Raw genomic sequence first — 19,502 nt, forward strand, 5'->3', positions numbered from 1 at the left:
TTGGGAACAATTGAGGAAGCAAAAGGAAATTTAATAGAATCAGGCGCTATTTTCTAACTAAAAAAAAAAGAAGGCACTCTTTTATTTAAGAGTGCCTTCTCATGAAAGTATTATTTAACTTAACCTTTTACTGTACCTGCGTCGGCTGGGTGTACTCCATGACGATAGAAGTCTGCATCAATAGGCTCCAGTGGTTTGCGTCCAAGGATTAGGTCCGATGCCTTTTCTGCCAACATCAACACCGGTGCATGGATATTACCGTTAGTGACATAAGGCATGGCAGACGCATCGACAACTCGTACATTGTCGAGCCCATGGACCTTCATGGTTAACGGATCTACGACAGACATTGGATCTGAAGCAGGGCCCATCTTTGCCGTGCAACTCGGATGAAGTGCAGTCTCGGCATCTTTCTTCACCCATTCCAAAATCTCTTCATCTGTACTAACAGAAGGACCGGGTGAGATTTCTCCCGAATTGTAAGGTGCCATAGCTGGCTGAGACATGATTTCACGCGAAACTTTTATCGCTTCAATCCACTCACGTTTGTCCTGTTCAGTCGAAAGATAGTTGTATACCATGCTCGGGTGCTCTTTAGGGTTTTTCGAACGAATCTTTAATGACCCTCGGGCATCAGAGTACATAGGTCCGACGTGTACTTGGAATCCGTGAGCAGTGTCCGCTTTCTTTCCGTCGTACCGAACCGCTACCGGAAGGAAGTGGAACATCAAATTTGGGTAGTCGACGTCCTCGTTCGAACGAACAAAACCTCCACCTTCGAAATGGTTGGTTGCTGCTGGGCCTTTGCGTCCAAGCAACCACTGCAAACCGATGAAAGGCATCCGTGTTTTCTTTAAGTTGGGCTGCTCTGAAACAGGTAACGGACAAGAATATTGGATGTAGGATTCAAGATGATCCTGAAGGTTTTCGCCTACACCTGGAAGATCAACTACCGGTTCGATACCAATCGAACGCAAGTGTTCTGCATTGCCAACACCTGACAGTTGAAGTAGCTGCGGCGTATTAATTGCACCACCTGCGAGTACAACTTCACCTGCAGTAACTTGATGAGTCTTCCCGTCTCGTTGATATGTCACACCGTTCGCTCGGGTACCATTGAAATCGATACTTGTAACAAAAGCACGCGTTTTCACAGTGAGGTTCTGACGCCCCATTGCCGGATGAAGATATGCACGTGAAGGTGAATAACGTCTGCCTTTGTACACATGCTTATCAAACGGACCGAATCCCTCTTGTCGAAAACCATTTACATCAGGGGTTCGCGAGTAGCCAGCCTCAACTCCTGCATTGAAGAAGGCTTGGAATAAAGGCTTAGTAGCTGGCCCGCGTTCCAATTTGAGAGGACCATCGTGGCCACGTAATTTGTCATCTGGGTCCGAAGCTAAAGCATTTTCCATTCTTTTGAAATACGGCAGACAGTGTGAAAAATCCCACGTTTCCATACCTGTATCTGCTCCCCAACGTTCATAGTCCAATGGATTTCCGCGTTGGAAAATCATGCCATTGATTGAGCCCGAACCTCCCAGCACTTTTCCCCGGGCATGCTTGATACGTCTTCCATTCATATAAGGTTCAGGATCAGATTCGTATTTCCAGTCGTATAATGATTTCCCTGCTGGGAACGGCAAAGCTGCTGGCATTTGGATCAATAAGTCCCATGAAAAGTCTTTACGTCCTGCCTCTAAAACAAGAACACTGCGTTTCCCATCTTCACTTAGACGGTCGCCGAGTACAGAACCCGCACTACCTCCACCTACGACAACAATATCATATGTTTCTTTCATTTTAAGTACCTCCTTGGATGTTGAAAACTGAATCCAGTAATTAATTCAAGCTGAAAAGCATTCATCAAAAACTCTTCTTCAGTATTAAAAATCAGTTACTAGTTTGATAGTTACTTATTACTATTTTCTTAAACCCATTCCGTGGCTCGTGGGTTGAGATTTCATTCTTCGAAAACTGGCCTCGACCTAATCTCCTTTAAATTAACATTTACTTTATTTATTAACTTTGTTAAGTTTTTATTTAACGTATTTAATATATTTAATGTACCATACCATTATTTTTTTGTAAACCTTCGTCTATTTTACATACACTCAAGAAAAATGTTTTTATATTAACCTCCGTTAGTATGATAGAGTCTACAAAAAGAACGTTAACCCTTTTTGAATAACGGCGTCCGTTTGTTTAACAAGAATAAGATACTTAATTATTTCCACTATAGATCTCTTGAATTCTTGAACAAAAAAGTGTTGGTTTCGGGTGACAGGCAGTATGCTTAATATGGACTGAATAGACTCTTAGGAGTAAAAGGATTAAACAACACTAAAAAGGATTGCCAAATTGACAATCCTTTATTTAACTATTGATATATTCTTACTATAACTCTACATATTTTTACTTTGCTGAAGAAGTTTGGATTCCCCTTACTTGGATATAGCCAATCAAGCGAAAGATCCTTTTATTAAAGATAGATTTCGACATGCAGCAGCTGATGAACAAAATCACGCTGATTGGTTTATGTTTTTTATTTCAAATGTAACAGATAGTATCAAGGTTAGTCGTCAAGTTGAGAATTACGGAGCTAAAGTAGCATTAACTGATACAACATTAACATTCTCTCAAATGCTAACTTATGCTCTTCAGGATGAATACTTGGCAAGCAAGGTATGAGAATATTCTTGGAACCTATGGCGACATTCCAACTTATACAAGAATAAAACAAGCCGAAATTAGACATATAAGTGCATTATTACCCTTCATTTGAGCGGTATCAAGTACCAATACCGGAAGATATATCGCAGAATTTTATAACTACACCAGAAAGCATTAAAGCATCCTATCGATCTGGTGTTCAGGGAGAGATAGAGAATATATCTATGTACGAAAGATTTCTATCATATGATATTCCTACTGATGTGAGGACAGTTTTTCAGCAATTACCTAACGCCTCTTTAAATCATCTAGCAGCATTTGAAAGAGGCCTTTCTAGGACTTAATTATCTTCAAACATTAATCAATTCCAGTAAGAATAATAGAGCGTTAATTTGCCTGTTATACTTTTTTCCTTACATAACTCTAAATTTCACCTTGAATAACCTGTTTCATTAATTTAGTACATTAAAAAAACGATAAAGGTAATTCACTTACCTCTACCGTTTTTATTAAGTATTTATGAAAATTAAACGCTTTGATCAATACATACAATAAGTCTATTTTCAATATCTGCTGCAAATTCTTTAAGAGAATCATCATTAACCATTTCGATTAGTGCTGTTGGTCTAGGTAAACCGATTTTAATTTTTCCGCCATCTTCATAAACTACGATTTTACATGGTAAAAAGTACCCGACCATTTGATTCTGAGATAAAACACGTTCGGCTTCTTTAGGATTACATACCTCAAGTACCAGATATGGTTGATTAAAGTCTAATCCCTTTTCTTGTAACTTAGACTTTATATCAAACTTCCATAACACTCCAAATTGTTCATTCATTAAGCTTGCTTCTAAAGACTCAACTGCCTCTTCCATTGATTTATTCGTTTCTACTGTATAATGAAACATCTAAAATCCTCCTTCATACAAATTTATGATTACAAAATAGATAACAAACCCTGATCCCGCCAGGAACATTATTTTCTGAGCCGGTCATAACATTTTCCACATATTCTTCATTAACCTTGCCCCTCAATCCTCTTAATTAGTTCATACTTGCCCTGATCGCATAGTGTTGCTGATTTAAATCAATTAGTTCAACATCAAAATTCGCACTTTTAAAAGTATCGAGTAGATCATTAGCTGGAATCCTTTCGTGCAAAGGAGGACCCTGTTCTGTTTCAATTGCTTTCCATTCAATAATGAGTATCTTGCCACCTGGTTTTAAAATTCGTTTTATTTCATTGATTGTCTGATTAATACTAGTCACTTCATGAATAACCATAGACACAATAGCTTTATTTATGGACTCATCATCTAGCTTAATATTAACTAAATCGCCTTCGACATAGTTAATATTATTTATATTTTCTTTATCTGCATTTTCTTTTAGCATGTTAAGCATTTTAGGCTCAATATCAACGGCATAGACAGTATCATTGGTGCTTTTAGCAATTGGAATCGTAAAATAACCGTTACCTGCACCAAGATCAGCAACAATATCATTTGAATCAATGGCTAAGTACTCTAAAATTTTATCAGGTGGCAGTAATGCTTTTCTCTCTATACTTATTAGTTTATGCGCTTTATCGGGATTAAATTTTTTATCAGACATCCTTTTCCCTCTTTCTTAATCAATTACAAAAAGGGGCCCGGGTCCCCTAAGGGCCACCTTCTATCCTTTTTTAATCCAAAACTTTAGTAAGTCTCCTTCTTCAGTATCTTTTAGAAGTTCATGACCTCCAGATTTTGCCCATGCAGTTAAGTCACTTTTCGCACCTTTATCCGTAGCGTGCACTTCTAAAATGTCACCTGATTCTATATCATTAATAGCTTTCTTCGTTTTAACAATTGGCATCGGACATGCCAATCCTTTTGCATCTAATACCTTTGTTGTTTCCATTATAAATTTCTCCTTTTATCCATGAACCGCACAGCGGTTTGGTCCAATTTCCATGTCTCTTTGTTTTTCATCTTCAGGTGTGATTTTTCCCATGTTTGTTTCACGGATTTCTTGATATGCATTTGGTTGTGGTGGAAGATTTTCTGTCACCATTTTTCTAAAGACCTCTTCATCGTCTACTTGCAGCCCTTCATTACGTTGATAAAGATCGCCCAAGCGTGCAGATACACTTCCGCCTTTACCAAGTTCTTCTGCAAATGAGTAATGTGCAGGTAAGACGATTAAATCTTCGGATAATTCTTTGTACCGTTTATAAAGACTGTTACGAAGGTCTCCAACCCAATCTTCCGCTTTACCAGCTAAGTCTGGTCGGCCGATGGATTTAACAAATAAAATGTCGCCTGTTAAAAGATATTCATCATCAATAATTAATGATGTGCTTCCGATTGTATGTCCCGGTGAATAAATTGGTTGTACTTTCACCATTGTGTTTCCCACAACGATGTCGTTTCCTTCTTCTAATGCCTTGTAATCATAAGTTAATTCTGTTGCGTCTTTTGATGGTAAGTGATACGTTCCACCTACTTTATCAGCTAAAGCACGGCCACCCGAAATATGATCAGCGTGGAGGTGGGTATCAATTAAATGTTTAATTTTTACCTCTTTTTCTTTGGCGAATGCTTCGTATATATCAATCATCCGGTTTGTGTCAATAATAGCTGCTTCACCATCAGATTCCACCATATAAGATAAGCACCCTTTACCCAAACGTACAAATTGATATAAACTTCCGCCATCCTTTAAATCACCAATTTTAACGGGTTCTAAATGTTCACTCCATGCTTTCATGCCACCTTCTAGGTTATAGGTATTAGTGAATCCACCTTCATCTTCCAGTAACTCAGCTACCATTTGAGAAGAACCGCCTTTAGCACAAACAACAATGACTTCTTGATCTTTATCTAATTTTTCAGCAACAGGGTCAATTCCATCTAATAAATTAAAGTACGGTTCATTGATTACTTCCACATTTCCGCCTTCAATTTTCCAGTTATCAAATTCATCTGTATTTCGGACATCTAAGATCAGAGTCTTTTCATGATTAACAACTTTTTCCGCTAATTCTTTGGTTGTTATGGGTGTTGTCATTGTTAGCCTCCTTTAAATAAAGCATACATTATTGCAGTTAATCTAATTAAAATGTAAGGGACATATTAGCATCTTTTGCAAAATCGATAAATGAAGCAGCCCCACCAACTTCAATACCTTCTACGAATGCATCTTTTTCTAAACTCATAACATCCATCGTCATTTGACAAGCAATTAATTTAACACCCATTTCCTGTGCAACACCAACTAATTCCTCAATGGATGGTACATTTGCTTTTTTAAATCCTTCCTGGAAATGTTCTTTACCTTCTGGAATCGGCAAATTTTTGTGTCCTTCTTTATGAATTAAATTTAACCCTTCAAACGTAAAGAAAATACCAACCTCTGCATCTGATGCTGCTGCAGCACTTGCGATATTAAATACTTTATATGCATCAAAAAGAGAACCATTTGACGCAATAATTGCTACTTTTGTGTTTCCCATGTAAAAATTCCTCCTAAAATTTAATGATTGCCCTCTGTAGGGCCTTTCCAATTCGTCATGCCTGGCACTATATTTTTCACACTCTTGAAGCCTTTTTCCGTAAGCTTTTGTGCAGCTAAATCACTTCTACTACCTGTTCGGCAAATAACGTGTATATCTTGATCTTTTTTGAGCTCTTCAAAACGTTCTTCTAGTTCACCCAGAGGTATATTCACTGCACCAGGAATATGACCAAAACCATATTCGGCTGGTTCTCGAACATCAATAATAGAAATAGCTTCTTCCCCTTCTACTTTGTTACGGAGTTCCTCTACGTCTAGCACATCCTCATGTTTTGTATCACCTTTTGTCTCCTCTTCGCTTGCTTTTCTCAAATAATGTTTCAATACATCGCCATCATCTATGGTTCCAAGATATTGATGCCCTGTACTTTCTGCCCATGCTTTCATATCAGCGGTTGAACCTTTATCTGTTGCTTGCACTTCAATGACCTGACCTGCTTCCAAATTTTTAATTGCCTTTTTTGTTTTTACAATAGGCATTGGACAGGCTAAACCTTTTGCATCTAAAACTTCATTTGCTGTAATACTCACCAATATACCTCCTTATTTCTCAACTTCATCTTCCCAGCTCAACATGCCGCCTTCTATATTCGTGACATCATAACCTTCATTCTTTAAGAAAGCACATGCTTTTCCACTTCTACTACCAGAACGACAAACCATATAATGTTGTTCATTTTTATCAATTTCATTTAACCGCTCCGGAACTTGACCTAATGGTATATGTTTGGCGCCTGGAATTTTCCCTTGGGCAACTTCTTCGTCTTCGCGTACATCAATTACACTTAACTTTTCTCCTGCTTTTACTTTTTCTGCTAATTCTTTTGCTGAAATTTCTTTCAAGGTATCCCCTCCAAACTACTATCTTATTCTGCCCTAAGGACTTTAGATTATTTAGAATATACATTACCCCTATACGTATATAAATAAACTAAAGTCAACAATACCTATATAGGTATTTATTTTTATAAAGAATTGTTACTAACTTAATTAACCTTTCTTACTTTATAATCAGTATTGTCATGCTTATCGACTTTTTACTAGTAACTTCACTGCTTCTTTAATTAGGTCTTCAGAATTTTCACTAGTTTGTTTCTCATTACGAATACATTCTTCAAGGTTTGTACTCACAATTAAAGCTGCTGTACGATCAAGAGCACTTCTTACAGCCGACATTTGAGTGACCACATCCCGACAGTCCTTTTGTTCTTCCATCATTCTTAATAAACCTCTGACTTGTCCTTCAATTCTTTTCATTCTATTTCTCATTTGCGCATTGTACTCCATAGTTGTAACTATCCTTTCTTACTTGACTTGGTAAGTAAAAACCAACTACATTATATCCTTTTTTTCGTAAAAACCTTGCACCTAAGTTAACTTCTACTTGATCCGAAGCTACAACGATTATGTCTTTTTCTATTGGTAAATCAGTATAATGTCGATTTAAATATGGCAATGGTAAACAATAAGCATTTACTATTTGATTCTTAATAGACGTTTGATAATCCCTTATATCTAAAATCACCACATCGACTCTATCATATAAAACATTGCTTATTTCTCTTAATTCACCAATCCCCCATACGGGCATATGCCTTCGGTAGAGAACCATTAGAATAAAGAAGGTAATAATAACTAAAAAATACATGGTTCTCCCCCTTTTTAAATGTTACTAATTTCTCCTTATTCTTAATAACAAGAAATTATACGCGAAGTACCTGAAACTGCCCATTACCGAGTACATTCTTTGTATAGTCAATTTTAGTATTATTGAAATAAGCAGAATCCTTTTTGCTTACTAAAAATAGAACTCCATCTTCTTCCGTAATTTCATCATTATCTGAAGGTGACTCTTCCAGAGCCAACCGAAGCTTTGGGCCTCCTCAACCAATACCCATTGCAAAACGCACACAAGGTTGTTTCCCTTCATCAATAAGTGGCTTTACTTCTTCTTGAATCTTAGAAAGAGCAGCTGACGTGATTTTTACCATTTGAGATATTCCTCCTTCCGCTTACTCCATTTTACTTTTCCCGTATTAAAATATATCCATCCATATCTTTATTGCAGTACCTGCTATTAATAATGCTAAAGTAATTTGTAACACTTTCGTATTTGCTTTCTTACCTGTCATTGCACCTAGAGGGGAAGCAATTAAACTTGCAACAATCATAATCGCTGCAGGAAAGTATTCTACTTGCCCTGTAGAAACTTTTCCTATTGTCGCACCAATAGATGATATAAACGTTATAGCTAACGATGATGCAATGGTCATACGAGTTGGGATTTTAAGTACCACTAACATGATAGGAACTAATAAAAACGCTCCTGCTGCACCAACAATTCCAGCACCTACACCAACAATCAACGCTAAGATTGCAGCAAGCCATTTGTTGAATTTCACCTGGTCTAACGGGATGTCGTCAATCCCTTTTTTAGGAACAAACATCATAACAGCAGCAATTAATGCCAATATTCCATAAGTTAAATTAATCCCACTTTCGGATAATGATTTCGATCCAAATCCACCAATTAGACTCCCAATTAGTATACTAATACCCATATAAGCTATGAGCGTTTTATTTAAATATCCTCCTTTTCGATATGCCCATACACCGCCAATTGTTGCGAACAGTACTTGAACAGCACTAATCCCTGATACTTCATGTGCTGTAAATGCTGCTACACCAAGTAGAGGTGGAATATACAATAGCATTGGATATTTAATAATCGAACCGCCTATGCCTAACATTCCTGAAACATAAGATCCGGCAAAACCAATTAAGAATATAGTAATGATAAAAGCAAAGTCCATTTATTTTACCTCCTTAAGTAAAGAGAACCATGTATATGATTCCCTTCTATTTAATATTTCTTAATCCAAAACTTTAATACATCGTTTTCTTCAGTACCTTTTAACAGCTCATGACCTCCAGATTTTGCCCATGCGGCAAGATCACTTTTTGCACCCTTATCTGTTGCGTGAACTTCCAAGATCTCGCCAGTTTCTAATTCGTTCATTGCCTTCCTTGTCCTTACGATTGGCATTGGGCATGCTAACCCTTTTGCATCTAAAACTTTTGCTACATCCATTCTTAATTCCTCCTACTATTGTTTTAGTCGTATTTCATCTATTATTAACGTACCGCACAGCGGTTTGGTCCAATTTCCATTTCTCTTTGTTCTTCTTCTTTCGGTGCTATCTTACCCATATTTGTTTTACGAATGTCTTGATATGCATTCGGCTGTGGTGGTAAATTTTCTGTCACCATTTTCCTGAATTTTTGTTCATCATCTATATTCAATCCGTGATTTTGAGCAAATAGTGTACCTAATTTTTCTGCAACACTACCATCGTCGTTTAATTCATCAATAATCATGAAGTGTGCAGGTAAAACTACTAACTCCTCAGATAGTTCTCTGTATCGGGAATATAGACTTTCCCTTAAATCTCCTACCCAGTCATCCGCAAGTCCTGCTAAATCAGGTCTACCAATCGAATCAATAAATAAAATATCTCCGGATAATAAGAACTTTTCATCTATCACAAATGAAGTTGAACCAATTGTGTGGCCTGGTGAATAAAGTGCATGAATGTCAATTGCAGTATTGCCAATCGCAACGACATTTCCACCTTCCAACGCTTCGTATCCAAAGATTACTTCTTCTGCATCTTTAGGAGGTAACCAGTATGATGCATTTGTTTTATCTGCAATTTTTCTTCCTCCAGAGATGTGATCAGCGTGTAAATGCGTATCAAAGACGTTAGTAATTGTCGCACCTTTTTTTTCTGCAAAATCCAAGAAAATATCTATCATTCTTGTTGCATCGATAATTGCAGCCTCTCCATCTGAAATAACCATGTAAGAAAGACAACCTTTACCGATACGAACAAACTGATAAATTTCTCCACCATCTTTCAAGTCTCCAACTTTAACAGGTTCCAAGTGTTCACTCCAAGCTTTCATTCCACCTTGTAGAACCGAAGCAGTTAACCCTTCTTCTGAAAGCATCTCAGCTACCATTAAAGATGAACCTTCTTTGGCACAGGCAACCAAGATGTCTTTATTAGAAGGTATCTTTTCTAAGATTTCTTCTACACCGTCCAACAGTTCAAAGTAAGGAACATTCAAATATTCAAAGTTAACACCTTCAATTTTCCAATCTGCAAAAGCATCTTCGTTTCGTACATCTAAAATAAATAGCTCTTCTTTATTAAAAACCTTTTGTGTCACTTCATGCGCTGTCATCATTTTTACACTCATTACACATTTACCCCCCGTGGTATTATTTTTCAGAAAAAAATAATAGTTATTTAAGGAATCCATTATGTTGTTTAAGTCAGATCCTAGTTTCAACCCTCTTATCAGTTTCGTTAATCAATATCACTATGACAATAGCAATAATATACCCTAGTGGGTATATTGTCAACAACCAAATACGAATCATTTAAGTTAATAGTCTCTGAGATTTATAATAATTATTTGCTATTTCTTCGTAATGCCAGGAAAACTACTGGAACTAGGAGCAAAGCTAGTGCACCACTTCCAAGAGATAATACGGCATAGCTAGAATGAGCCATGACAACCCCTGATAAAGCTCCGCCTGCAGCACCTGACAGAGCAACTAAAACATCCACACTCCCCTGTGTCTTTGCACGGTTTGCTGGTGTTGTTGCATCGATAATTAAAGCAGTTCCACTAATTAATCCAAAGTTCCATCCTAAACCTAATAATATTAGTGCTAACGCGAGAACAATTATAGAATCAGTTGGTGAAAAGGCAGCTAGTGCACCGGCTAATAATAACGTTATACCTGAAGCAACCGCCATAAAGCTACGTCCTATTTTATCAACAAGTATTCCTGAAACAAGTGAAGGGAGATACATTGCTCCAATATGAAGACCAATAATCAATCCTACTTGATTCAGTCCATGTCCATGCCCTCCCATATGAACAGGAGTCATTGTCATTACCGCAACCATTATTAATTGGGTTAAAACCATCACAGTAGCACCAACAAGTATTCCCCGTTGGTTTTTTTTCGTTGTTTGTGCACTTTTATTATGAAATATTTTGTCACCCTGATGCTCTTTTATTGCAATTGCTTGAGCAACTTTAAGTGGATCTGGATAAAGCATAAGAAGAAGTACTAAACCCGCTAGAATAAATGCAGCGGCGGCCAGAATGAACGGCCCCGCAAGTGCAGGGATACCGAATAACTGAGCAAATTGCCCCATCACACCAACTAAGTTTGGCCCTGCAACAGCACCAAACGTGGTTGATACCAATGCAATACTTACAGCAGTTGCTCTTTGCTTTTCACTTGCTAAGTCCGTTCCAGCGTAACGAGCTTGGAGATTGGTTGCTGTACCTGCTCCATAAATAAATAGTGAAATAAAAAGTAAAATTACATTACCCGATACAGCCGATATGACTACTCCAATTGCACCCATACCACCAGATAAAAATCCAATTGCAAGTCCCATTCGACGACCAAATTGTTGTGACAAAGTTCCTACCATTAATGCAGCACCTGCTGACCCTAAGGTAAATAATGCAATTGGAATACCGGCCAAGCTATCCGTGCCTAACATATCCTCAGCAAGTAACGATCCCACAGTTATACCGGATGCAAGACCCGCTCCACCAAGGATTTGTGCAATAACAATTATAATCAATGTTCGTTTATATAACTGCTTTTGCTTATCAGGATGGTCAACATAATCTTGTATCAAGTCATTACTACTAGCTTCTATTTTTTTCTGTCTAGACAATTGAATACCTCCTCTCTATTTGATTAATAGAGTTCTATTTCTGTTCGTTGATAAAGCAATCTCTCAAGGATTGAGTTTGCCTCATGAGTACACTCCTTTTTGCTGAGATCACCTTCCTCATACCCCCATAGGTATATGATGGCTATTATAGAACTTAATCATGAACTTTGCAAGGTAAACAATCAGACAAAAATAAGTCCCCTCCATCATGGAAGGGGCTTATTTAACTAAGCATCATCTTTACGGATATATGTCACAAATTGCTTTTTATCTTGTTCGATTTCAACTTTCAAAACCTCAACTTTCTTAAAAAAATACTTTTTAATGGGCTTGAATATTATAGTCCCATGACATCTATTTCGTAACAATTACAGTAGCTGCATCAGACTTATTTATGCACTTTCATCGGAATTAAATACTGCTGAATACGTTTTCCAACCACCATCTAAGTTTTTCACTTTATAACCATTCGCAGTCAGGATTCGCGTTGCCAGATAACCACGTAAACCTACTTGACATGTGATATAAATGGTTTGGTCTTTTGGTATTTCATCTAACCGATCTCGAATTTCTTCTAACGGTAAGTTGATAGATCCTTCGATGAAACCTGCTTCTCTTTCGATAGTTTCACGGACATCAATCAGCATACCGCCTTCTTCAATAATTTGATCAATTTCATGCCATTGAACGGTTTCTATCTCTTCATAAATCATGTTGGAGGCAACATACCCTACCATATTGACTGGGTCTTTGGCAGATGAAAATGGTGGTGCATAAGAAAGCTCAATCTCCGTTAAGTCATGTACAGTCAAATTACCTTTAATTGCAGTTGCTATCACGTCAATTCGCTTATCCACACCATCGGTACCAACTGCTTGTGCACCAAATAGTTTTCCTGAGTTTTCATCAAAGATAAGTTTCAAAGCAATCGGAGCTGCACCAGGGTAATATCCTGCATGAGACGCGGGATGTACATGAGCGACTTTGTATTCTATTCCTTTTTGACTTAACACTTTTTCATTGTTTCCTGTTGTTGCAACCGTTAAGTCAAAAACTTTAGCAATACCAGTACCTAGTGTACCTTTATAGGCCTCTTTCTTTCCATAAACATTGTTGGCAACGATTCTGCCCTGGCGGTTTGCTGGTCCAGCTAATGGGATCATAGTAGGTTGACCAGTAATATAATCCGTAACTTCAATCGCGTCACCTAAAGCAAAGATTGCTGGGTCACTTGTTTGTAGATACTCATTCACTTTTATCCCACCGCGCTTACCAACTTCTAATCCTGCATCTGTTGCCAATGAATTCTCTGGTTTTACTCCAATTGATAAAATCGTCATATCTGTGTTGATTTCTTTCCCGCTAGACAGAACAATTTTGTTGCCGTTATCTTCAAATGCTTTCACGCCGTCTTCAAGGATTAAGTTTATGCCTTTCTCTCTAAGATGACGATGAACAATTGCTGCCATTTCATAGTCTAGTGGTGCCATAACTTGCTTCGCCATTTCAACAAGCGTAATAGCAACACCACGGTCTACCAAGTTCTCAGCCATTTCCAAACCGATAAATCCTCCACCGATAACAACCGCTTCTTTTGGCCTGCGTTCATCAACATATGCTTTAATTTTGTCAGTATCCGGAATGTTTCTTAGTGTAAAGATATTATCCGCTTCTTTAACCCCTGGAATTGGTGGAAAAATTGGTTTAGCACCAGGAGATAGAATAAGCACATCATAACTTTCCTTATACGATCCACCAGTTTCCAAGTTTTTTGCTTCAACTGTTTTATTCTCACGATCAATTTTGTTTACTTCTGTTAAATTACGAATATCTAAATTGAATTTTTTGCTCATGCCTTCTACTGTTTGAACAAGTAATTTACTTCTATCTTTAATCGTCTCGCCAATATAGTACGGTAGACCACAGTTCGCAAACGATACATATTCTCCTCTTTCAAATAGTACAATTTGTGATTCTTCATCTAATCTTCTAAGTCTTGCTGCTGCAGTTGCACCACCTGCTACACCACCGACAATAATTATTTTCTTCATTATTAAAAACCTCCAAAGTTCTTATAATTATTATACACTAATACCCATACGGGTATAAAAGAGATTATAATAGCACACTATCGTTTTGTATGTGATGAACATCACATTAAAAGTTTTTTGTGCTTAAGAGAAAATAACTGGATTGAAAATCATTGAACACGTAATGTGTGGAGGATACTATGGGAGTATTAACAACATCACCATCCAATATGGATACTTGATGCAATCGTACTATTTTCAAATTTTAGAAGTAGTAGCAGGCCAAAGTTAAATGACCTGCTCATCATTTTTTAATACATGCTGCCCATTCCTCTAAAATTATTGCTTTGAGATGCACCACCTGTTCCATGCATACTCTTATATAATTCTTCTAATTCTTGGTTATCTAAATTGGGATGCATTTCTCTCATATATGGTTTCATTTGCCCGAAATTCACATTACCTTCCTCCATGAACTTTTGCATCTCATCGAAGTCCATATTGCCAACTTCCATGAATTTTTGCATACCTTCATAGTCGCCTGTACCCATCATATCTATCATTTGATCATAACTAACTCCTTGCTCTTGGATCACTGTGTTCGGATTCTGCGTATCCTTTTCAGAAAATAGAGTTAATCCTGCTCCACCTGTAAAAGCTAAAGTTGCTGCTAGAATTCCATTAAGTAAATTCATTTATAATCAATCTCCTTTTAATAGTTTTTTATTAAATGCTTACTATCCTTACATTACATTTTTCTTGATTTGCTCGAACTCCTCAACCGTTATTTCACCTTTTGCTAGTCTAGACTTGGCAATTTCTAATGCATTTGATCCTGCTACTGGCTGGCTACTATTTTTGTTATCTTTATTTTGACTCTTTATCCCTAAATAGACTAGGAAGCCGATAAGTAAAAACACCACTATCATCATGAATGATCCACCTCCAGATCCAAACATTCCAAAACCATGCCCGTATCCCATCATTGCTTTATCTCTCCTTTCTTCTTAATTCAATCATACATTTTACTAATGGGGATTTTATGAGTTACTTATGTGGAAGTTATGTGGATTTGCTTTAATTATGATACTATTTATTGAAACCAAACATCATTATTATGACTAGCGGTCTATTCATAAACTATTTAGTTGGTTTAACTACCAACTTTCTTACAATGCTATAAAATATATCTTCTTTTTGTTCAATCAATAAGCCAGCCTGATTTATATTATCCAGCGTTTTTCGGTTAATATTTGCTCCCGACATTCTAACCGTAATAGGATTTAATAGGTCCATCATTTTCCCTACTACTTCATTCTTACTTCTCATATGTTCCAAAAGAATAATTTTCCCATCCGGTTTACAGACTCTGCCCATTTCTTTTAGTCCTTTTACAGGGTCAGGTACGGAGCAATATACACAGGTGGCCACGACATAATCAAAAGTATTATCAGGAAAGTCCATTTGTTGCGCATCCATTTCAATAAGATTTATTTGATAGGGAAAAGGTTGAATCTTCACCTTTTTTCTAGCGTGCTTTAGCATACCTGAACTAAAATCTACACCTGTCAAATGAATATCGTTAGGATAAAATGGCAAATTCCCACCAGTACCGACACCTACTTCTAAAACATCTCCTTTTACATTTTTGAGTGCATCTTTCCTCCAGCTTTCCTTTATCATTTTGTCCATTAAATCGTATATCCCTGACACCCGATTATATCGTTTCTTGATCTTTTCGGTTACCATCTTATCCATATTGAATCCCTCCTAGATTACTTAGTTCTGTCTCTTATAACGCTTAAAATAAATGGTGATAATATAAAGGATAACTAGTGTCCTTGCCTTATTTTTTTAGGAAATTGTACTTCTACCGTTGTACCAACATTTAATTGACTCTTTATCTTTATTTCTCCTTGATGTGCTTCTACAAGTGCCTTTACAATGGACAAGCCAATACCAACTCCTCCCGTTTTTCTATCACGCGATTTATCACCTCGATAGAATCTTTCAAAGAGGAAAGGAAGATCATCCTCACTAATTCCTTCTCCTTCATCTTTCACGATGAAAGCAATTTTATTAGCTTTTTCTTCTATAAAAATAGAAACTCTTTGTCCTTGCGGTGAATACTGCAGTGCATTATTCACGATATTGGTTAAAATTTGAATAATTTTATCACGATCTCCTAGAAACCAATGCTGTTCCCCGTTATTGTCTACTTCTAATTCAACCCCTTTTTTCATAAACATTGGGTTGAATTGCTCTTTTATAAAGGACAATAGTTTTCCTGTTTCTAAATTCGTTTTATCCAGTCTAATCTGAGGATTTTCAGCTGCAATTAACTTTTCCAGTTCATTTACTAACCTAACCAAACGCATTAGTTCTTCATGACATTGCTCTAATCTCTTTGAATCTGGCTCCCATATACCATCTTGAAAAGCCTCAATATGACTCCTTAATGTAGCAAGTGGTGTCCTAAGTTCATGTGCAAAATTAGCTGTGAACTGTTTTCGTAGTGTTTCTTCTTTTGCCAAGGATTCTGCAAGCTGATTAAACGCATCTCCTAAAGGTCTCATTTCATCTGTCAATTCATTAACAGGGACTCTTGTTCGCCATTGATGATTACGTAACTCTGCAATAGCATTTATCAGCTTTTTAAACCCTGAGGTTAAACGATTCGTAAATAATAAGCTAAATAAGATCGATAGAATAACAGTAACCAATAACGCAAGCAATATATTTTGTTTTATTGATTTCAAAAAGATAAAATCCTCACCCACTAAGCTTTCCGGGTAAAATACGGTCAAAGTTCCGATTACTTGGTTATCTCTTTTTAATTGATTAGAAACTGAACGATAATCATTAGGATCCATTGTGGATTGCATCCCATTCATCATTCCCATCATTGAGCGTAACGATGTTGAATCAATTAATAAATCACCGTTACTATCATAAAGTTTATAGTATAAGTTCTCTGTCATTGCATGCTGATGCATCATATTATTTAATTGTTCGTTAGTTAACTCACCAGTCTCATCATATTGTTGAAGTACTTCCTTTTTAATTGTCCCGATACGTTCTTCTCTATTTTTTTTGAGGTAATCAGTAAATTGATTTTCAACGCCAAAAAAGATAGTAAAACTAGTGATAAAAATAGCACTTAAAGAGACTACTAAAAGATAAATTAATATCCTTGACCTAAGTGTTAGTTTCATCCTTTTTTCCTCCAAACTTATACCCCATTCCAAATACTGTAACGATAAATTCAGGATGGCGAGAATCGACTTCCATTTTTTTTCGCAAATTCTTTATATGTGTATCAACATTCCTTTCGTATCCCTCGAAATAGGCACCATCTTCTTGTGATTTCTCTAATAAATCACTTCTACTGTACACCCGCCCTGGATAACTTGCCATCGTAAATAACAGCTTATATTCATTGCGAGTCAGAGTAAGAATCTCATCATTAAGCTTTACTTCCTTTTTGACATGATCAATCACAAGTTTGTAATTGTTAAAGCTCATTTGATTCACGTTTGCCATCTGCTGCGTTCTTCTCAATAAGGCTTTTACTCTTACAACCACTTCTCTTGGACTAAATGGTTTTGTAACATAGTCATCCGCACCAATTACAATCCCATTAATTAAATCATCTTCTGCAGACTTAGCAGTTAGCATGATAATGGGTGTATTACTATCCTTTCTTACTAACCTACATACTTCTTCTCCAGATATATCAGGTAGCATCAAATCTAATACGATAAGGTCAGGACTCTGTTCTTTTGCCTTTTTTAGTGCCTCGATTCCATTCGAAGCGAAAATAATATCCCAGCCTTCTTTTTCAAAATAAGCTTCCAATACTTCAAGTATTACTTTTTCATCATCAACTACAAGAATTTTTGTCATAAAGATCACCTCTTATATGCATAGTATCACCTTCTTTCTTAAAAAGGATAATCTCCATAACATCCACACAACTTCAACTTAAATAGTATTAAAATTATTTAAGGTAGGAGTTGCTGTAACTGCTAACTGCTAATATAAAGTAATCAGTTATTGCTCAATAAGATTGAACACTTTTTGCCCAGTATCTTAACCTTTCATAGTATGATAGGGACTGAAAAGCAAGGGTCATAAAGCAAGGGCATAAAGAAGGATATAGCTGAGTAGGAAAGTCTTGATGGTTGGGAACAGGAAACGTCATCAGCAGTTACTGCGTTATAACAAAGCTATGTAACATATTCTTTTTGTTTGAAACATGCCTTACTGTTGTCCCTAGTCTTGAGGTTCTAACCGAAGCATAAAAAAACCCCCTAATGGTTGGTGTGTGGTAATACCATCAGACCATTTGGGGGTTGCGGTTGAATCCAATAATTTCATACTTCACCGGCGAAATACCCTTAGAATCTATCTTACTAATTTTAGTTCTTAGCTCCAATTATTATTTTGATCTAGCAATATTACTATTTTCTAAGTGAAATCTTGTGGAGCAAACTCTCCGTCTTTAAAATCATGGTATAAGGATAATGTTGGGTGCGCACGAACATCAGCAAGCAATAATAAGCATTTCCAGAGTCCTAGTCTGCGAGTGATTGCTTTATTACAGAAATTATAATCTCTCCCTCTTAAACAGCTAATTCAATACGATTTCCAGAAGGGTCATACGTGACTAGTCTTCCGTCTTCTTCTGTTGCGGACATCCCAATTTTTTGCAAGTTATCAACCGTTTCACTGATTGCTTCTTTATTAGGTAAAATGAGTGTGAAAGATTCCATACCAACACTATTCTCTTGCGGCTTGGGTGCACCTACTCCATTCCAAGTGTTTACCCCAATATGATGATGGTACTTCCCTGTTGAAAGGAATAATGCCTGGGCACCGAACCTATTGACCAGATCAAACCCAAGGCCATTTATATAAAATTCTTCTGTTTTTTTTAATTCGGAAACATGTAAATGGATATGTCCCATAACCGTATCTTTAGGCATTCCTTTCCAAAGGTTTCTTGATTCGATGCTTTTTAATAAATCGTCAAAATCTAGTGGATCGACAGCCATTGCCACTTCTTCCCCATTCCAGGTCCATTCAGACGGATCCCGGTCGATATAAATTTCAATTTCATTTCCATCCGGATCATGTAAATACAAGGCTTCACTAACAAGATGATCAGATGATCCGAAACGAACGCCATTTTCTGATAGGTGAACAACTATGTTAGCCAAGTCGGATCTTTTCGGTAATAGAAGTGCAAAATGATATAAGCCAGTCGTTCTTCCTTGTTTAGGAATAACATTTTCAGGTTGTTCCAATGATAAGACACTTGTCTTCCCATCGGTTGTAAGTTTTGCTGTCGTTGTTGTTTTTTCTAAAATATCAAATCCGAGTATTTCTTGATAGAACTGTAATGACCTTTCTAAATTCTCTACCTTTATATTGACATGACCAACAAATGTCGTTGGTTT

23 protein-coding genes are annotated in these 19,502 nt (G+C 36.8%); 1 reads left to right on the top strand and 22 read right to left on the bottom strand.

The features are described from left to right. Positions 1–119: 119 nt before the first annotated feature. Positions 120–1,805, bottom strand: a complete 1,686-nt coding sequence (gene betA / locus ACOI1D_RS10215) for a choline dehydrogenase (RefSeq protein ID WP_422501181.1) — start codon at positions 1,803–1,805, stop codon at positions 120–122. 631 nt (positions 1,806–2,436) lie between these two features. Here betA and ACOI1D_RS10220 point away from each other — a divergent pair. Next, on the top strand, positions 2,437–2,694 hold the full coding sequence (locus ACOI1D_RS10220) for a ferritin-like domain-containing protein (protein ID WP_422501182.1): 258 nt from the start codon (positions 2,437–2,439) through the stop codon (positions 2,692–2,694). Between the two features lie 508 nt (positions 2,695–3,202). Here ACOI1D_RS10220 and ACOI1D_RS10225 read toward each other — a convergent pair. The 21 genes from ACOI1D_RS10225 to ACOI1D_RS10325 all read right to left on the bottom strand — a co-directional run. Continuing rightward, the gene (locus ACOI1D_RS10225; protein WP_422501183.1) at positions 3,203–3,586 is read right to left on the bottom strand and encodes a DUF302 domain-containing protein; all 384 of its coding nucleotides are present in this window, start codon (positions 3,584–3,586) and stop codon (positions 3,203–3,205) included. Positions 3,587–3,722: 136 nt separating this feature from the next. Continuing rightward, entirely contained in the window at positions 3,723–4,292 is a 570-nt protein-coding gene (locus ACOI1D_RS10230) for a class I SAM-dependent methyltransferase (RefSeq protein ID WP_422501184.1), read from the bottom strand. A gap of 60 nt (positions 4,293–4,352) precedes the next feature. Continuing rightward, positions 4,353–4,580: a sulfurtransferase TusA family protein gene (locus ACOI1D_RS10235; RefSeq protein ID WP_422501185.1), complete on the bottom strand. Its 228-nt coding sequence runs from the start codon at positions 4,578–4,580 to the stop codon at positions 4,353–4,355. 15 nt (positions 4,581–4,595) lie between these two features. After that, positions 4,596–5,729 carry an MBL fold metallo-hydrolase gene (locus ACOI1D_RS10240; RefSeq protein WP_422501186.1) on the bottom strand — a complete coding sequence of 378 codons (1,134 nt, stop codon included), beginning with the start codon at positions 5,727–5,729 and terminating at the stop codon, positions 4,596–4,598. Positions 5,730–5,775: 46 nt separating this feature from the next. Then, the gene (locus ACOI1D_RS10245; RefSeq protein ID WP_422501187.1) at positions 5,776–6,174 is read right to left on the bottom strand and encodes a DsrE/DsrF/DrsH-like family protein; all 399 of its coding nucleotides are present in this window, start codon (positions 6,172–6,174) and stop codon (positions 5,776–5,778) included. 20 nt (positions 6,175–6,194) lie between these two features. After that, the gene (locus tag ACOI1D_RS10250; protein WP_422501188.1) at positions 6,195–6,767 is read right to left on the bottom strand and encodes a sulfurtransferase TusA family protein; all 573 of its coding nucleotides are present in this window, start codon (positions 6,765–6,767) and stop codon (positions 6,195–6,197) included. Between the two features lie 12 nt (positions 6,768–6,779). Then, on the bottom strand, positions 6,780–7,079 hold the full coding sequence (locus tag ACOI1D_RS10255) for a rhodanese-like domain-containing protein (protein WP_422501189.1): 300 nt from the start codon (positions 7,077–7,079) through the stop codon (positions 6,780–6,782). 183 nt (positions 7,080–7,262) lie between these two features. Next, positions 7,263–7,523: a metal-sensitive transcriptional regulator gene (locus ACOI1D_RS10260; protein WP_422501190.1), complete on the bottom strand. Its 261-nt coding sequence runs from the start codon at positions 7,521–7,523 to the stop codon at positions 7,263–7,265. After that, positions 7,495–7,884, bottom strand: coding sequence for a hypothetical protein (locus tag ACOI1D_RS10265; RefSeq protein ID WP_422501191.1), 390 nt, complete (start codon positions 7,882–7,884; stop codon positions 7,495–7,497). The genes ACOI1D_RS10260 and ACOI1D_RS10265 overlap by 29 nt, the downstream gene beginning before the upstream one ends. A gap of 55 nt (positions 7,885–7,939) precedes the next feature. Beyond that, on the bottom strand, positions 7,940–8,101 hold the full coding sequence (locus tag ACOI1D_RS10270; RefSeq protein WP_422501192.1) for a hypothetical protein: 162 nt from the start codon (positions 8,099–8,101) through the stop codon (positions 7,940–7,942). A 171-nt stretch (positions 8,102–8,272) separates the two neighbouring features. Further along, on the bottom strand, positions 8,273–9,049 hold the full coding sequence (locus ACOI1D_RS10275; RefSeq protein WP_422501193.1) for a sulfite exporter TauE/SafE family protein: 777 nt from the start codon (positions 9,047–9,049) through the stop codon (positions 8,273–8,275). Between the two features lie 50 nt (positions 9,050–9,099). Next, entirely contained in the window at positions 9,100–9,327 is a 228-nt protein-coding gene (locus ACOI1D_RS10280) for a sulfurtransferase TusA family protein (RefSeq protein WP_422501194.1), read from the bottom strand. Between the two features lie 44 nt (positions 9,328–9,371). Beyond that, positions 9,372–10,499 carry an MBL fold metallo-hydrolase gene (locus ACOI1D_RS10285; protein ID WP_422501195.1) on the bottom strand — a complete coding sequence of 376 codons (1,128 nt, stop codon included), beginning with the start codon at positions 10,497–10,499 and terminating at the stop codon, positions 9,372–9,374. Positions 10,500–10,714: 215 nt separating this feature from the next. Beyond that, a complete protein-coding gene (locus ACOI1D_RS10290; RefSeq protein WP_422501203.1) occupies positions 10,715–11,992 on the bottom strand; it encodes an MFS transporter in 1,278 nt (425 codons plus the stop codon). 410 nt (positions 11,993–12,402) lie between these two features. After that, a complete protein-coding gene (locus ACOI1D_RS10295) occupies positions 12,403–14,061 on the bottom strand; it encodes a CoA-disulfide reductase (RefSeq protein ID WP_422501196.1) in 1,659 nt (552 codons plus the stop codon). Between the two features lie 290 nt (positions 14,062–14,351). Then, positions 14,352–14,735: a hypothetical protein gene (locus tag ACOI1D_RS10300; RefSeq protein ID WP_422501197.1), complete on the bottom strand. Its 384-nt coding sequence runs from the start codon at positions 14,733–14,735 to the stop codon at positions 14,352–14,354. A gap of 48 nt (positions 14,736–14,783) precedes the next feature. After that, positions 14,784–15,026, bottom strand: a complete 243-nt coding sequence (locus ACOI1D_RS10305) for an SHOCT domain-containing protein (protein WP_422501198.1) — start codon at positions 15,024–15,026, stop codon at positions 14,784–14,786. Positions 15,027–15,180: 154 nt separating this feature from the next. Further along, entirely contained in the window at positions 15,181–15,798 is a 618-nt protein-coding gene (locus ACOI1D_RS10310) for a class I SAM-dependent methyltransferase (protein WP_422501199.1), read from the bottom strand. Positions 15,799–15,872: 74 nt separating this feature from the next. Then, positions 15,873–17,255 carry a sensor histidine kinase gene (locus ACOI1D_RS10315; protein WP_422501200.1) on the bottom strand — a complete coding sequence of 461 codons (1,383 nt, stop codon included), beginning with the start codon at positions 17,253–17,255 and terminating at the stop codon, positions 15,873–15,875. Further along, entirely contained in the window at positions 17,239–17,946 is a 708-nt protein-coding gene (locus ACOI1D_RS10320) for a response regulator transcription factor (RefSeq protein WP_422501201.1), read from the bottom strand. Before ACOI1D_RS10320 ends, ACOI1D_RS10315 begins: the two co-directional genes overlap by 17 nt. Before the next feature lie 719 nt (positions 17,947–18,665). Continuing rightward, a partial coding sequence (locus ACOI1D_RS10325) for a VOC family protein (protein ID WP_422501202.1) occupies positions 18,666–19,502 on the bottom strand: 837 nt, incomplete at its 5' end.

The sequence above is a fragment of the Virgibacillus sp. DJP39 genome (genome assembly GCF_049310925.1).
GTDB lineage: Bacteria > Bacillota > Bacilli > Bacillales > Amphibacillaceae > Virgibacillus_F.

Bases quoted from the DNA above. Each gene is read 5' to 3' on its own strand.
- betA (WP_422501181.1), bottom strand. From the start codon at position 1,805: ATGAAAGAAACATATGATATTGTTGTCGTAGGTGGAGGTAGTGCGGGT.
- ACOI1D_RS10225 (WP_422501183.1), bottom strand. From the start codon at position 3,586: ATGTTTCATTATACAGTAGAAACGAATAAATCAATGGAAGAGGCAGTT.
- ACOI1D_RS10230 (WP_422501184.1), bottom strand. From the start codon at position 4,292: ATGTCTGATAAAAAATTTAATCCCGATAAAGCGCATAAACTAATAAGT.
- ACOI1D_RS10235 (WP_422501185.1), bottom strand. From the start codon at position 4,580: ATGGAAACAACAAAGGTATTAGATGCAAAAGGATTGGCATGTCCGATG.
- ACOI1D_RS10240 (WP_422501186.1), bottom strand. From the start codon at position 5,729: ATGACAACACCCATAACAACCAAAGAATTAGCGGAAAAAGTTGTTAAT.
- ACOI1D_RS10245 (WP_422501187.1), bottom strand. From the start codon at position 6,174: ATGGGAAACACAAAAGTAGCAATTATTGCGTCAAATGGTTCTCTTTTT.
- ACOI1D_RS10260 (WP_422501190.1), bottom strand. From the start codon at position 7,523: ATGGAGTACAATGCGCAAATGAGAAATAGAATGAAAAGAATTGAAGGA.
- ACOI1D_RS10265 (WP_422501191.1), bottom strand. From the start codon at position 7,884: ATGTATTTTTTAGTTATTATTACCTTCTTTATTCTAATGGTTCTCTAC.
- ACOI1D_RS10275 (WP_422501193.1), bottom strand. From the start codon at position 9,049: ATGGACTTTGCTTTTATCATTACTATATTCTTAATTGGTTTTGCCGGA.
- ACOI1D_RS10280 (WP_422501194.1), bottom strand. From the start codon at position 9,327: ATGGATGTAGCAAAAGTTTTAGATGCAAAAGGGTTAGCATGCCCAATG.
- ACOI1D_RS10285 (WP_422501195.1), bottom strand. From the start codon at position 10,499: ATGAGTGTAAAAATGATGACAGCGCATGAAGTGACACAAAAGGTTTTT.
- ACOI1D_RS10295 (WP_422501196.1), bottom strand. From the start codon at position 14,061: ATGAAGAAAATAATTATTGTCGGTGGTGTAGCAGGTGGTGCAACTGCA.
- ACOI1D_RS10300 (WP_422501197.1), bottom strand. From the start codon at position 14,735: ATGAATTTACTTAATGGAATTCTAGCAGCAACTTTAGCTTTTACAGGT.
- ACOI1D_RS10305 (WP_422501198.1), bottom strand. From the start codon at position 15,026: ATGATGGGATACGGGCATGGTTTTGGAATGTTTGGATCTGGAGGTGGA.
- ACOI1D_RS10310 (WP_422501199.1), bottom strand. From the start codon at position 15,798: ATGGATAAGATGGTAACCGAAAAGATCAAGAAACGATATAATCGGGTG.
- ACOI1D_RS10315 (WP_422501200.1), bottom strand. From the start codon at position 17,255: ATGAAACTAACACTTAGGTCAAGGATATTAATTTATCTTTTAGTAGTC.
- ACOI1D_RS10320 (WP_422501201.1), bottom strand. From the start codon at position 17,946: ATGACAAAAATTCTTGTAGTTGATGATGAAAAAGTAATACTTGAAGTA.